Origin of the sequence: Streptomyces sp. NPDC026092, assembly GCF_040638605.1 — a bacterium.
Classification (GTDB): domain Bacteria; phylum Actinomycetota; class Actinomycetes; order Streptomycetales; family Streptomycetaceae; genus Streptomyces.
The window spans coordinates 101883-116200 of record NZ_JBEZYN010000009.1 but is presented as its reverse complement, the minus strand read 5'-3'; the positions used below and the strand labels follow the sequence as shown (position 1 = coordinate 116200).

8 protein-coding genes are annotated in these 14318 nt (G+C 74.8%); 6 read left to right on the top strand and 2 right to left on the bottom strand.

All coding sequences use genetic code 11. The annotated features are described in order from the left end of the window. Nucleotides 1-65 precede the first annotated feature (65 nt). The 6 genes from AB0F56_RS17055 to AB0F56_RS17030 all read left to right on the top strand — a co-directional run bounded on the left by AB0F56_RS17055 (nt 66) and on the right by AB0F56_RS17030 (nt 10079). Complete coding sequence (locus AB0F56_RS17055; protein WP_362009776.1) at nt 66-1664, top strand: alkaline phosphatase D family protein; 1599 nt, start codon at nt 66-68, stop codon at nt 1662-1664. A 70-nt stretch (nt 1665-1734) separates the two neighbouring features. Next, complete coding sequence (locus tag AB0F56_RS17050) at nt 1735-3150, top strand: SWIM zinc finger family protein (protein ID WP_362009773.1); 1416 nt, start codon at nt 1735-1737, stop codon at nt 3148-3150. Continuing rightward, the gene (locus tag AB0F56_RS17045) at nt 3147-5804 is read left to right on the top strand and encodes a DUF6493 family protein (protein ID WP_362009770.1); all 2658 of its coding nucleotides are present in this window, start codon (nt 3147-3149) and stop codon (nt 5802-5804) included. The genes AB0F56_RS17050 and AB0F56_RS17045 overlap by 4 nt, the downstream gene beginning before the upstream one ends. A gap of 133 nt (nt 5805-5937) precedes the next feature. Further along, nucleotides 5938-7347: a GNAT family N-acetyltransferase gene (locus tag AB0F56_RS17040; protein ID WP_362009767.1), complete on the top strand. Its 1410-nt coding sequence runs from the start codon at nt 5938-5940 to the stop codon at nt 7345-7347. A 474-nt stretch (nt 7348-7821) separates the two neighbouring features. Beyond that, nucleotides 7822-9528: a DUF885 domain-containing protein gene (locus tag AB0F56_RS17035; protein ID WP_362009765.1), complete on the top strand. Its 1707-nt coding sequence runs from the start codon at nt 7822-7824 to the stop codon at nt 9526-9528. Nucleotides 9529-9632: 104 nt separating this feature from the next. Next, nucleotides 9633-10079, top strand: coding sequence for an Lrp/AsnC family transcriptional regulator (locus AB0F56_RS17030; protein WP_362010303.1), 447 nt, complete (start codon nt 9633-9635; stop codon nt 10077-10079). A 29-nt stretch (nt 10080-10108) separates the two neighbouring features. Here AB0F56_RS17030 and AB0F56_RS17025 read toward each other — a convergent pair whose 3' ends face one another. Together AB0F56_RS17025 and AB0F56_RS17020 are read right to left on the bottom strand one after the other, a co-directional pair. After that, entirely contained in the window at nt 10109-13111 is a 3003-nt protein-coding gene (locus AB0F56_RS17025) for an SMC family ATPase (protein ID WP_362009762.1), read from the bottom strand. Beyond that, a complete protein-coding gene (locus tag AB0F56_RS17020; protein ID WP_362009760.1) occupies nt 13108-14286 on the bottom strand; it encodes an exonuclease SbcCD subunit D in 1179 nt (392 codons plus the stop codon). Before AB0F56_RS17020 ends, AB0F56_RS17025 begins: the two co-directional genes overlap by 4 nt. Nucleotides 14287-14318 lie beyond the last annotated feature (32 nt).

Genomic DNA, 14318 nt, shown 5'->3' with positions numbered 1-14318 from the left:
CCCCCGGCCGTTAGGGATGGGACGGCACAACGACCGCATCCGGCACCGCACTTGGAGGCCCTTCGATGTCCCACTCCGTCCCCGGCCCGACCCCCGCCCGCCGCAGCGTGCTGCGCGGTTCCCTGGCCGCCTCCGCGGCGCTCGCCGTCGGCGGTGGCGTCGTCGGCTCCGCCACACCCGCGCTCGCTCTGTCGGGGCGGCCCCGGGCCGCCTGGGGCGTGCAGACGGGCGACGTCACGGCCTCCTCGGGCCTGGTGTGGGTCCGTTCGGACCGGCCGGCCCGGATGATCGTGGAGACCTCGGCGAGCGAATCGTTCCGCCGCGCGCACCGCCACCACGGGCCGCTGCTCGGCCCGGGCAGCGACTTCACCGGGACGACGGCGCTGCGCGGGCTGCCCGCGGGCGAGCAGATCCACTACCGGGTCACGCTCGCGGACCCCGACGACCCGCGCCGTACCGGCGAACCGGTCGTCGGCACCTTCCGTACCGCTCCGGCGCGGCGGCGGGACGGCGTGCGGTTCCTCTGGTCGGGCGACATCGCCGGGCAGGGCTGGGGCATCAACCCCGACGTCGGCGGCTTCCGCGCCTTCGAGGAGATGCGTCGGCTGAACCCGGACTTCTTCCTCTGCAGCGGCGACACCGTCTACGCGGACGGCCCGCTCCAGCCGAGCGTCACGCTGCCCGACGGCAGGGTCTGGCGGAACCTGATGACCCCCGAGAAGGCGAAGGTCGCGGAGACCCTGGACGAGTACCGGGGCCAGTTCCGGTACAACCTGCTCGACCACAACGTGCGGGCGTTCAACGCGCAGGTCCCCTCGATCGTGCAGTGGGACGACCACGAGGTACGGAACAACTGGTACCCCGGCCAGATCCTGGAGGACGCCCGCTACACGGAGAAGAACGTGGACGTCCTCGCGGCCCGCGCCTCCCGCGCGTTCGCCGAGTACTTCCCCGTGTCCACCCTCCACGCGCGCGGTGACGGCCTCGCCACGAAGGGCCGGATGCACCGGGTCGTGCGCTACGGCCCCCTGCTCGACGTCTTCGTCCTCGACATGCGCTCGTACCGCAACGCCAACTCCCCCGGTCGGCAGGCGGACGACACCGACGGCATCCTCGGCGCGGAGCAGCTTGCCTGGCTCAAGCGGGAGCTGAGCCGTTCGCGCGCGGTGTGGAAGGTGCTCGCGGCGGACATGCCGCTTGGACTCGTCGTCCCGGACGGCACGACGAACATCGAGGCGATCGCCCAGGGCGACCCGGGCGCGCCGCTCGGCCGCGAGCTGCAGATCGCGGAGCTGCTGCGGTTCGTCAAGCACCGCCGGATCACCGGCACGCTGTGGCTGACCGCGGACGTGCACTACACCTCGGCGCAGCACTACGCGCCGGAGCGCGCGGCCTTCAAGGACTTCGCGCCGTTCTGGGAGTTCGTCTCGGGCCCGCTGGCCGCCGGCGGCTTCCCCGCGAACGTGCTGGACGCCACGTTCGGCCCCGAGCGGGTCTTCGTCCGGGCGCCCGAGCGGGCGAACGTGTCGCCGATGGAGTCGCCGCAGTACTTCGGCGAGGTCGACATCGACGGCGGCAGCGGGGAGTTGACCGTCCGGCTGCGCGCCGAGGGCGGAACGGTGCTGTTCAGCAAGGTGCTCCAGCCGGGGCGCGTCGGGCAGTAGCGGCGCGGTTTTCCACAGGCCCGGAGGTCTCCGAAGTCGATTGTCAGTGGTGGGTCCTAGCGTCTTGCCCATGACGCGATCCGTACAGGCGCTCGCCTACTCACGCCCGTCCGCCCTGCGCTCCTCCGGGGACGGGCGGCTCCTCGGCCTGGAGACCTCCGGTGGGCTCACGCCCGCCGGGGCCGAGGCCCATCCCCGGTTCTTCAGCGGGTTCCTGACGTCCCCGCAGATCGCCGCGCGGGGACTGCTCGCGGTGGCGGACGTGGCGGCGGCCCGCTACTACCAGCGGATACGGCCGGGCTCGCTCGACCCGGTCGTGACCGGGAACGGCGACCGGCTGCGGTTCGAGTCCTTCTCCGGCTGCGGCGGGGTGTACGCCCGGCTCGACGTGCTGAGCGAGGGCCTGGACGGCGCCGAGACCGGGCACGGCACGACGAACGTCGACGTCAACAACCCGCTGCGCGAGGCGCTGTCGCGGATGACCGGGAGCGATCCGCTGCATCTGCGGGTCGGCCCGGAGGAGCTGGCCGTGACGACGCTCGGGGACGCGGTCGTGGAGAAGAAGGTTCCGCTGCCGGACCGCTGGCTGCGCGGTTTCGCGGAGGCCCAGGTGGCCTCGGCCGGCTTCGATCTGCGCGCCGAGCTGACGGGTCAGGAGGCGGTGCGGTTCCTGCGCTCGCTGCCGCGCTCGCAGGCGGCGGGGCGGCGTGCGCCGCTCTGGGTCGTCCAGGCGGGACGGACCCTGCGGCCCACCACCCGGCCGGTCCCGGGCGCCGTCTGCCTGCCGGGGCCCGATCGGCTGGTGGCCCTGGAGCGGGTGCTGCGCCACGCGACGGCGCTGCGGGTGTACGGGCCGGTTCCGGACGGCGTCGCCACGACGAGCGCCTGGGAGGTGACCCTGCCCGGGATGCGCCTCACGCTCACCCTCTCGCCCGACTCCGCGCGCGGGTTCTCCGGCGAGGGCGGCGTCCTGGAGGCCCTGGCCACGGAGGAGGCCGCGCAGGACGCCGAGCTGATCTCGGTGCTGCTGGCCTGGGAGCCGAAGATCGACCCGGCGGAGCTGGCCGAGGAGTCGGGCCTTTCGGTGGACCGGGTGCGGGCGGCGCTGACCCGGCTCGGCACCGCCGGGCGCGTGGGGTACGACGTGGCCGACGCGGCCTACTTCCACCGGGAGCTGCCGTACGACGCGGACCGGGCGGAGCGGCACAATCCGCGGCTCGTGGCGGCGCGCGCCCTGGTCACCGAGGGGGCGGTGATTCTCGACGGGGAGCTCGCGACGGTCGCGTCGGGCGAACGCCGTTACCAGGTACGGGAGTCGGGCGGGGTGCTGAGCTGCACCTGCCAGTGGTGGGCGGACTACCGGGGCCGGCGTGGCCCGTGCAAGCACGCGCTCGCGGTGCGGATGACCCGGCGCGGTGCGGTGGCCGGGGTCGCGACCGGTGCGGGTGTCATCGACGGTGTCGTGGCCGCCGGGGGTGCGCGATGAGCGAGGAGAACGTGGTGGGGACCGTGGTGGAGAAGTTGCTGACCGCTGTCCGGCGCGGGTGGTTCGAGGCCGTGCCCGCGCTGCTGAAGGAGCTTGGTCCTGGCGAGCGGAAGGAGGCCCTCGCGGAGCTCAAGGCGCTGCGGACCGAGGTCCGCCGCTGGGGCTGGGAGCGCTGGAACGAACAGGTGTCGGTCCAGAAGGCGCTGCGGGTCGCCGGGGCCGGCTGTCACACGGGCGCGGCGGCGGCTGCCGCCTGGATCGGCGGCCGTGACCTGACCGACTGGGGCCGGGCCACGACCGCGCAGGTCCTGGAGGTCCTGGCCGATCGCGACCCGGCCTGGCTGGGCGATGTGGCACAGCGGCTCGCCGAGCGGCCGACGGTGGCCGAGGACGAGTACGTGCTCGTGCACGAGCTGGTCGTCCGTTCGGGATGCGCCGTGCCCACGACGGAGGGCTACGTCGTCGGCTGGACGGCCGCGATGACCCGGCGACGGCTCGTGGAGGAGCTGCGAGCCGACCCGCAGACGCCGGTTCTGGTGCCCCGGGTCCTGGACCTGATCGAGACCCCGGACCGACTCACCTGGTCCGTGGGCCCCGAGGCACCCACCCACTGGCCCACGGCGCTCGCGACGCTCGCGGCGGAGGGCGTCCTCGCCCGGGCGTCCCTCGTGGACGGCTGCGTGGCGCGGCTGCTGCGCGGCGGCCGGCCCCGGGACCTGCGGTTCCCGCTGGCGCTGCTCCAGCTGCTCGATCCGACGCCCGCGGAGCGGCGCGGCCGCACGGCGGACTGGATCGGGATGGCCTCCCACGCGCCCTCGCCGGTCGCCGGGTACGCCCAGGACGTTCTGGCGGGGCTCGCCGCCGAGGGCGAGCTGGCGACGCCGGAGCTGGCGGAGATGTCCGCCCAGGTGCTGTTCCGTACGGAGAAGAAGCTCGTACGGGCCCAACTCACGCTCCTGACGAAGGCGTTGCGGCGGGACCCTGGCGCGGCGGCCGAGCTGCTGCCCGTGGTCGCCGACGCGTTCGGTCACGAGGACACCGGGATCCAGGAGCGGGCCCTGAAGCTCGTGGGGCGGTACCTGCCGACGGTGGACGAGCAGGTTCGGGAGGAACTGGCGGGCGCCGCGGCCGCGTTGAGCCCGGCGCACCGGCAGGCGGCCGAGGAACTGTTCGGCGCCGCGGAGTTCGCCGAGGACCTGCCGTACGAGGAGACGCTGCCGCCCGTTCCCGAGCCGAGGCGGGTGGCGGGTCCTGCCGGCACGGTCGCGGAGCTGGTCGCGGACCTGGTCAGCGTCTCCAAGGGTCGCCCGGAAGCCACGCCCGAGGAGTTCGAGCGGGCGCTCGACGGGCTCGTCCGTCATGCGCACCTGCACCGCGAGGAGCTGACGGCGGCGGTCGCGGAGGCCTTCGCCGACGCGTGGTGGGCGGGCGATCACGGCGACAGGGGCGACGCGTTCGCTCGGGAGACGTACGGCGTGGACGTGGTGACGGCGGCGGTCATGGGCCGGGTGCGGCAGTCCCGGCTCCACGACGCCCGGGTGCGGGGCCACGCCCCCTCCTCCTGTGTGCACGGCGCCCTGGACGCGGTGGTCGACGCCCGTCTCTGGGAGGCGGCGGCCCTCATCGGTACGGACAGGCTGCCGTTCCTGCTCGCGGCCCCCACCTGGCACACCGGGGCCATCGAGCCGTCCGTGCTGGTGGAGCGGTTGCGTGCCTACCGGGACGCGGGCGTCGAGCCGGCGCCCGTCGACTTCGCGCAGGCCCTGCTGCGGCTCCGCAAGGGCGACCCGTCGGCGGCGGCGGCGGCTGCCGCCGAGGCCGCCGCGCTCGGCACCCGGGCCGGGGAGCGGCTCGCGGACTGGCTCACGACGGACGCCTCCGTCGCCCCGGGGCTGCGGTTCCTCGCCGGGGGACAGGTGTCGAGCGGCCGCACCGGCCCACTGCGCGACCGGATCGTCCTGAAGATCCGTGAGCGTCGGGCCGTGCGGGACGAGTTCCCGCCCGCGTTCCGCTGGCTGGGCGGTGCCGAAGCCAAGGCCGGGAGCCGTTGCCATCACTGGTTCGCGGAACGGCGTCACTGGTCCGCCGTCGTGCCGGACGATCGGGAGGCCCTGGCGACCTGGCTGCTGCCGGTCCTCGCCGGCGGCCTCGACTGGGACGAGCGCGGGGTCACCTGGGGGCTGACGGCCCTGGCCGAGTCGGACGGGCCGGTGGGCGAGACGACCCACCTCGCCCTGGCCCTGGGGCTCGGCTGCCGGCACACGGAGGACCGGCTGACCGCCGTGGACACCCTGCTCGTCCTCGCCGCACGGGGCGATCTGGACCCCAGCATGCTGGGCGCTTCGCTGACCCGGCTGGTCGGCGACGGCACGGTCAAGCCCAACCGGCTCGCGGACGCGGCCCGGACGGCGGCGGCCACAGGCGCGTACGGCACGACCTGGGCGGTCCTCGCGCCCGTGCTGCCCGCGCTGCTCGCCGCCGAGAAGCCGGTGCGCGGACTCGGTGAGCTGCTGGCCGTCGCGGCGGACGGCGTGGAGCGGTCCGGGGCGGCCGGGGAGATACCGGGCCTCGGCGCCGTGGCGGACCGGCGCGGTTCCTCGCAGCTCGTCGTCCAGGCCGGGCGGCTGCGGAGGGCCCTGCGGACCGACTCGTAAGGAGACGCCAGGGGAGCCGGTCAGGACTCGACACAACCGGTCGAAAACGACCAGTAAACTCCCAGATCGGCGCTTAACCCGTCAGTCACAAAGCGTTCGTGATCACGCAACACCACTGAGTCACAGTGAGGTCATGACCGATGTGACATCCGCGAAGACCGCCCGCCGCCCCCACCACTGGCGGCGGGACCTGATCGAGCTCGCCGCCCTCTTCACGGCCGTGGTGGTGGCCGACACGATCGCCAAGACCGTGGTCCGCGGTGCCGACGGCCCGTACATGCTGGTCTTCTCCGCGATCGCGCTGATCGCCACGGCGACCTTCCACACCTGGTGGGCCAGGCGCCACAGCCATGCTCCGCCCGCCGGTGATCCCGGCGGCAGCGGGTCCGCCCCGCTGCCGCCGACCACCGAGACCGCCCCGGAAGGCGGCGCGTCCGACAGCCCCGTCGAGACGGCCCTCTGGCGGATGCGGACCACGGTCCGCGACGCCCCGGGCAGCCTCGCCGCGCTGTGCACCGCGCTGGCCCACCAGCGGGTCGACATCCTGACCCTGCAGACCCACCCGCTCGCCGAGGGCACCGTCGACGAGTTCCTCCTGCGTGCCCCCGCCGCCCTCCAGGCGGCCGAGCTGACCCGGGAGATCGCCGCGGCCGGCGGCCGGAACACCTGGATCGAGCGCGCCGACGCCCACGACCTGGTGGACACCCCCACCCGGCTGCTCGGCCTCGCCACCCGGACCGCGCTCGACGCGGCCGAACTCCCCCTCGCTCTGCGCCAGCTCCTCGGCCGCTGCCGGATCCACTCCCTGCCCGCCGTCTCGCTGACCGGCCGCCCCACCGGCGAGACCGCTCCCGTCGAGGGCGTCCTGGAGGAGACGGTGATGCGGCTGCGCGACCCGAACGGCGGCGTGCTCACCATCGAGCGGCCCCATCTGCCGTTCACGCCGACCGAGTTCGCCCGCGCCCGGGCGCTCGTCGAGCTCGACGCCCGCCTCGGCCCGCGCATCCCGCGCAGCCAGGACGTCCTCACCCTGCCCGAGGGCAACGAGATCACCGTCCGCCGCGCCGACCAGCGCGACCTCGCGGCCGCGCGCGCCATGCACGACCGCTGCTCCGCCCGGACGCTCGCCCTGCGCTACCACGGCCCGGTCGGCGACGCCGACCGCTACCTCGACCACCTCCTCAGCCCCCGCTTCGGCCGCACCCTCGCCGTGCAGACGACCTCCGGCCGACTGGTCGCCCTCGGCCATCTGCTCTGGGACGGCGACGAGACGGAGGTCGCCCTCATGGTCGAGGACGACTGGCAGCGCCGGGGCATCGGCGCCGAACTCCTCGGCCGGCTTGTCGCGATGGCCGAAGAGGCGGGCTGCGCCAGCGTCTACGCCGTGACACAGTCGTCCAACACCGGCATGGTGGCCGCGATGCGCGCCCTGAACCTCCCCCTCGACTACCAGATCGAGGAAGGCACCCTGGTCATCACCGCCCGCCTCGCCACGAAGCCGGCCCCCGCGGCGCTCCGCCGCCTGCAGCTGGGCGAGCGCTGAGGCGGCCGGACGACGGCTGGGAGGCGGCGGTCGAGGGCCGGACCACGGGTCCACGACGCCCGAACGGCGACCGGACGACGGCCGGACCACGGCCAGCAGTTGGCCGGATCCTTCGTACCCCCGCCCGGCCAGTCCGCCCCGTCCCCGCCTCCCGGGCAACGGCGCCCGGGAGGCCGACCGCGAGCCCACCCCCGAGGTGGGCGTGGCGCCCCGGGCCCGCCGGGGAACCGTCTCCGTCGGGATCCGGCCAAACTCGGCCTGGGGCTTGATGCTCGGCCGCCGGTCATGCCGTACCCGTACCGGCGCGAACTGTTCGGCCCGTCCATCGAGCGCATGCGCGAAGTGACCCGCGTAGACCCCGCGCGGGCGCTCGCTCCGGGGGCGCGCGGGCCCTCTCTCCGCGCGCTCATTTGTCAGCCTCATGAGATCGATTGAGGATGACGCGAGGACCGTGGAGGCACGAGGATGACCCCCATGCCAGAGACTTCCAGCAGCCCGCTGCCCCGCCAGGTCGCCGACAGCTACGTCGACGCACTCATCGCACTCGACCCGATCACCGGTACCTACCTGGGAGTCGAAGCGAGCGCAGGCCTCCTTCCCGACTTCTCGCCGGCCGGTCAGGAGGAGGTGGCCGACCTCGCCCGCCGCACCCTCGCGCGGCTCGAGGAGGCCGAGCGGCTCCCGGGCGCGGACACCGACGCCGAACGGCGCTGCGCCCGGCTGCTGCGGGAGCGACTGACGGCCGAACTCGCCGTCCACGACGCCGACGAGGGTCTCTGCGCGGTCAGCAACATGCGCTCCCCCGCACACAGCGTGCGGATGGTGTTCACGGTGGCGCCGACCGAGACCGAGGCGGACTGGGAGGCCGTCGCGCAGCGGCTGCGTGGGGTACCCGCGGCGCTCGACGGCTACCGCGAGGCCCTCACGCTCGGCCTGGAGCGCAAGCTCCTGGGCGGGCCCCGGGCGACCACCACCTTCGTCGGCCAGCTGACGGAGTGGGCGGGCGGGGACGACGACGAGGCCCGCGGCTGGTTCGAGGAGTTCGCGGCCACGGGCCCTGAGTCCCTCCGCCCCGAGCTGCGGACGGAGCTGGCCTCGGCGGCCCGGGGCGCGACGGACGCGGTCGTCGCGCTGCGGGACTGGATGCGCGACGTGTACTCGCCCGCCGTCGCGGGCGCGCCCGACACGGTGGGCCGCGAGCGGTACCGGCGCTGGTCGCGGTATTTCAACGGCACCGACCTGGACCTCGACCAGGCGTACGCGTACGGCTGGTCCGAGTACCACCGTCTCCTCGGCGAGATGCGCACCGAGGCCGACCGCATCCTGCCCGGCTCAGGACCGTGGGAGGCGCTCGCCCACCTCGACGTCCACGGCACCCACATCGAGGGGGTCGAGGAGGTACGGGTCTGGCTGCAGGGCCTGATGGACGAGGCGATCGAGGCGCTGGACGGCACGCACTTCGAACTCGCCGAGCGGGTACGGAAGGTGGAGTCGCACATCGCCCCGCCGGGCGGCGCCGCCGCCCCGTACTACACGGGCCCGTCGGAGGACTTCTCCCGGCCGGGCCGCACCTGGCTGCCGGTCGACGGCCAGACCCGGTTCCCGGTGTACGACCTGGTGTCGACCTGGTACCACGAGGGTGTGCCGGGCCACCACCTGCAGATCGCCCAGTGGGTGCACGTCGCCGACCAGCTCTCCCGCTACCAGGCGACCATCGGCGGGGTCAGCGCCAACGCGGAGGGCTGGGCGCTCTACGCGGAGCGGCTGATGGACGAGCTGGGCTTCCTGCCCGACGCCGAGCGGCGCCTCGGCTACCTGGACGCGCAGATGATGCGGGCCTGCCGGGTGATCGTCGACATCGGCATGCACCTGCGTCTGGAGATCCCGGCGGACTCGCCGTTCCACCCGGGCGAGCAGTGGACCCCCGAGCTGGCCCAGGAGTTCTTCCAGCGGCACAGCAGCCGGCCGCCGGCCTTCGTCGAGAGCGAGATGACCCGCTATCTCTCCATGCCGGGGCAGGCGATCGGCTACAAGCTGGGCGAGCGGGCCTGGCTCCTCGGCCGCGAGAACGCGCGGGCCACGCACGGTGAGGCGTTCGACGCGAAGGCCTGGCACATGGCGGCGCTCTCGCAGGGCCCGCTGGGTCTCGACGACCTCGTGGAGGAGATCTCACGGCTCTGACCAGCCAGGATCTCCCGCCCGTCGCGCGTTCCGGACGGTGAGAACTCCCCGGGGATCGCTTGATCGCCCGGGGATTCTTCTGCACCATCACGGTCATGACCGCCTTGACCGGATACACCCCGGACGCCACCGACTGGCGCATCCTCGACGCCCTGCAGAGCCAGGGCCGGGCCAGCTTCACCGAACTGGCCCGCGCCGTCTCCATGTCCGCCTCCGCCGTGACGGAGCGGGTCCGCCGACTGGAGGAGGCCGGTGTGATCACGGGCTACGCGGCCGTCGTCGACCCGGAGCGGCTCGGCCTTCCGATCCTCGCCTTCGTCCGCCTTCGCTACCCGAACGGCAACTACAAGCCGTTCCACGATCTGATCGCCGCCACCCCGGAGGTCCTGGAGGCGCACCACGTGACCGGCGACGACTGCTTCGTCCTGAAGGTCGCCGCGCGCTCCATGAAGCACCTGGAGGAGATCTCCGGCAAGGTTGGCACGCTGGGTTCGGTGACGACGAGCGTGGTGTACTCCTCGCCGCTCCCGCGCCGCGCGATCGGCCGCTGATCCCGCCGCCGACTCACCGGCCTGGCGCGTCAGGCGCCCGCCCCCTTCTGGCGTACGGCCGACCCCGTGCGCTCCTTGACGACCTCCAGCTGGGCCGGGATGCGGCGGCGCAGGTCGGCGACGTGGCTGACGATGCCGACGCTGCGGTCGCGTTCGCGGAGGGAGTCGAGGACGTCGAGGACCTCGTCCAGGGTCTGGTCGTCGAGGCTGCCGAAGCCCTCGTCGATGAAGAGGGTGTCGAGGCGGACGCCGCCGGCCTCGTCGGTGACGACGTCGGCGAGGCCGAGGGCGAGGGACAGGGAGGCGAAGAAGGTCTCGCCTCCGGAGAGGGTGGCGGTGTCCCGCTCGTTGCCCGTCCAGGCGTCGACGACGTGCAGGCCGAGGCCGGCCCGCTTGCCGCCGGAGCGGGCGTCGGAGTGGACGAGGGTGTAGCGGCCGGCGGACATCCGCTGGAGCCGGGCCGTGGCCGCGGCCGCGACCTGTTCGAGGCGGGCGGCCAGGACGTAGGACTCCAGGCGCATTTTGCGTTCGTTCTCCGCGGACGTGCCCGCGGTCAGTCCGGCGAGCCGGGCGACCCGGTCGTACTCCGCGCGCAGCGGTCCTAGGCGGCGGGCCTCGGTGTCGGCCTGCCGGGAGAGGCCGGCCAGTTCGGCGCCGCGCTCGCGGACGGCGGCGAGGGCCGAGGTGGCTTCGCGCAGGGCGCGTTCGGCGGCGGTGTGCGCCGCCTCTGCGGCGTCCGGGTCGGCGGGCGGGTGCTCGGCGGCGGCCCGGGTCTCCGGCTCGGCGAGCCGGTCGGCGACGGCGGCGGCCTCCGCCTGCCAGGCGTCGAGCCGGTGCTGGAGCGTGCGGTGCTCGCCGTCCTGGAGGAGGGCTGCGGCGGCCTCGTCGGGGGTGTCGAACCCGGCGCGGAACGCGGTGTCGGCGAGCTTGCCGTCGGCCTCCTTGAGGCGCCGGGCGGTCAGTTCCACGGCGCGTACGGTCTCGGCCGCCTCGATGAGGACGGCGATGTTCCGCTCAAGCCGTGAGGCCTGTTCGGCGACGCTCGCGGACGCGCCGCGCCCCCGGGCGACTTCGGCGTCCAGGGCGGTCTGTTCCCGGTCGAGCGCCTCCCGTTGCGAGGTCCTCGCGGCAACGCGGCGCTCGGCGTCCCGCTGCGCGGCGACCCGGCTCTCGTACTCGCGCTCGGCGCGCGCGAGGGTCTCCCGCGCGCCGTGCGTCTGCGCGGCGAGCGCGTGTGCCTCGGCGTGCCGGACCGCCAACTCCTCGACCTCGGCGGCGAGTTCGCCCACCGAGGGCTCGGGGCCCGAACCCTCCCGGACCTCCTCCCGGGCCGCAGCCCAGGCCTCGGCGGTGGCGGCCGTGTCGCGCTCCGCCGCCGTACGGTCCTCCTCCGCGTGCGTGAAGGCGGCGTACGCGGCGTCCTCGGTGGCCCGGTCGACGTGGTCGGCGCCCGTGCGGGCGGGGGCCGGATGGTCGGCGGAGCCGCACACCTGGCAGGGGTCGCCGGGGGTGAGCGCGGCGGCCAGTTCGGCGGCGATGCCCTGGAGGCGGCGGGACTTGACGTCGAGCCAGCTCTCGTGGGCTTCGTTGCGCCGCTCCCGGGCGGCCGTCAGGCGGGACTCGGCGTCGGCCGTCCGCTCGGCGAGCGCGTCCCGGCGCCGGGCGGCCTCCAGCCGGCGGCGGGCCGGTTCGAGCCGGCCGGCAAGCTGTTCGGCGTGGGCAGCGGCCTCCTGGGCGGCTTCGATACGGGCCGCGAGCTCGGCCCTGCGGGACTCCCAGCCGCTGAGCCAGCCGCCCGCGTCCTGGAGGATGTCGTCGTCCGCGCGGGCGTGCCGGTCGAGGTCCGCGCGCTCCCGCGCGATCTCGGCCGCGCGCCGCTCGGCGCGCCGGGCGGACTCGAGGCCGCCCAGCTCCTCCGTCAGCCGCCGCTCCCGGGCGGACAGCTGCTCCGCGCCCTCGTCGGCCAGTTCGGCTGGCAGGAGGCCGAGGCTCTGCTCCCGGGCCGTCCGCGCCGCCGCGTGGTCACGCTCCGCGTCGGCGCGCAGGCCGAGGGCCGGGGCCACGAGGTCGGCCTTGCGCGAGCGGTCGAGGACCGCCTGGACGCGGTCCCGCTCGGGCCTGCCGGACTCCAGCGCCTCCCGGCGGCGCACGGTCTCCGCGTACCGCGCCTGACGGGCCGCCAGGTCCCGTTCCAGGTCGAGGGCCCTGCGGGCGGCGGCCTGCCGGGACTCGGCGGCCGAGACCGCCGTGTCGGCGATGTCGAGGGCCTCGCGCGCCTCGGAGCGGGCGACGGCCGCCTGGGTCAGGACGGCGTCGGCGAGACCGGGCTCGCCCGGCCGCTCGTCGACGACGGCGCCGCCGGTGACCTGCGCCGTCCGGTGGGCGAGCGCGAGCAGCCGCTCGTCCCCCTCCCGTACCTGCTGCTCGGCGGCGCGCCGCAGATCGGCGAGGCGCTCCTCGACGGCCGCGAACCTGCGGGTGTCGAAGAGCCGGCCGAGCAGCTTGCCGCGCGCCTCCGCGTCCGCGCGCAGGAAGCGCGCGAAGTCGCCCTGTGGCAGGAGCACGACCTGGCAGAACTGCTCCCGGCTCATGCCGACGAGCTGGGTGATCTCCTCGCCGATCTCCTGGTGGGATCGGCTGAGCGCGGCCCATTCACCCGTGCCGGAGTCGTACTCGCGCAGCCAGCTCTGGGCCTTCTCGGTGGTGAAGCCGCCGCCCCGCTTCTTGGGGCGCGGCTGCGCGGGTCGCCGGGTGATCTCCAACCGCCGCTCGCCGACGGTCAGTTCGAGCAGGACCTCGGTGTACGTGCCGGCCGGGGCGTGGTCGCTGCGGAGCGAGGTCCCGGGCGACTGCCGGGCGCCGGGCACGGCTCCGTACAGGGCGTAGCAGACGGCGTCGAGGACGGACGTCTTGCCCGCGCCGGTGGGGCCGTGGAGCAGGAAGAGGCCCGCGTCGGAGAGCGCGTCGAAGTCGACCTCCTGGGTGGCGCCGAAGGGGCCGAAGGCGGTGACGGAGAGGCGGTGCAGTCTCACCGGGCGCCCACCTCGCGCTCCGTGGCCGCCGCGTCGACCCGTACGTCGTCGAAGGCGCCGTACAGCACGGTCCGTTCGGTGTCGTCGGGTCCCGCGCCGCCGCGCACATGGGCCACGAAGTCCTCCGCGATCTGCTGGTCGCTGCGGTCGCGCAGCCGCTCCGCGTACGAGGCGGACGGGTCGTCCTCGGTGCGCTCGGGGTCGAAGACCAGGTGCAGGGTGTGCGGGAAGCGCTCGGCGAGCCGGGCCATGGGCTCGGCGGGCCGCACCGGGTCGGTGAGCGTCGCCTCGACCCACGCCTCCTCGTGCCGTACGAGCGCGGGGTCGGCGAGCAGGTCGTCGAGCCGGCCGCGGATGCGGGCGAGGGCACGGGGCGCGGGGCAGTCGACCCGCTCGGCCGCCTCGATCGCGCCGTCGGGGCCGAGGTCGATCAGCCACATGGTCTTGCGGTGGTGGACCTCGGAGAAGGAGTACGCGAGGGGGGAGCCGGAGTAGCGGACGCGCGGGGTGACGGTCTGGCTGCCGTGCAGATGGCCGAGGGCCACGTAGTCGACGCCGTCGAAGACCCCGGCAGGCACGGCGGAGACGCCGCCGACGGTGATGTCCCGTTCGCTGTCGCTCGGTTCGCCGCCCGCGACGAAGGCGTGCGCGAGGACGACCGAGCGGGTGCCGGCGGGCCGGGCGGCGAGGTCGGCGCGGACCCGGTCCATGGCGGCGGAGAGCACGGCCTCGTGCCCGGCCCTGGCGGCGCCGAGCCGCTCGCGTACGAGGGCCGGTTCCAGGTAGGGCAGGCCGTAGAGCGCGACGTCGCCGTGGGGGTCGGCGAGCACGACGGGCGTGCCGATGCCGGCCGGGTCCGTACGGAGGTGGATGCCGGCCCGCTCGATGAGACCGGCGCCGACGCCGAGGCGGCGGGCCGAGTCGTGGTTGCCGGAGATCATGACCGTCGGCACCCCGGCCTCGGCGAGCCGGTGCAGGGCGGTGTCGAAGAGCTCGACGGCGGAGAGCGGCGGCACGGCCCGGTCGTAGACATCCCCGGCGACCAGGACCGCGTCCACGTCACGCGCGCGCACCGTGGCCACGAGGTGGTCCAGGAACGCGGACTGGGCGTCGAGCAGGCTCACCCGGTGGAACGACCGTCCCAGGTGCCAGTCCGACGTGTGCAGGAATCTCATGATCCAGGAGCGTATCGGTGGGGTCGGACAAC

Bases quoted from the DNA above. Each gene is read 5' to 3' on its own strand.
- AB0F56_RS17055 (WP_362009776.1), top strand. From the start codon at position 66: ATGTCCCACTCCGTCCCCGGCCCGACCCCCGCCCGCCGCAGCGTGCTG.
- AB0F56_RS17050 (WP_362009773.1), top strand. From the start codon at position 1,735: ATGACGCGATCCGTACAGGCGCTCGCCTACTCACGCCCGTCCGCCCTG.
- AB0F56_RS17045 (WP_362009770.1), top strand. From the start codon at position 3,147: ATGAGCGAGGAGAACGTGGTGGGGACCGTGGTGGAGAAGTTGCTGACC.
- AB0F56_RS17040 (WP_362009767.1), top strand. From the start codon at position 5,938: ATGACCGATGTGACATCCGCGAAGACCGCCCGCCGCCCCCACCACTGG.
- AB0F56_RS17035 (WP_362009765.1), top strand. From the start codon at position 7,822: ATGCCAGAGACTTCCAGCAGCCCGCTGCCCCGCCAGGTCGCCGACAGC.
- AB0F56_RS17020 (WP_362009760.1), bottom strand. From the start codon at position 14,286: ATGAGATTCCTGCACACGTCGGACTGGCACCTGGGACGGTCGTTCCAC.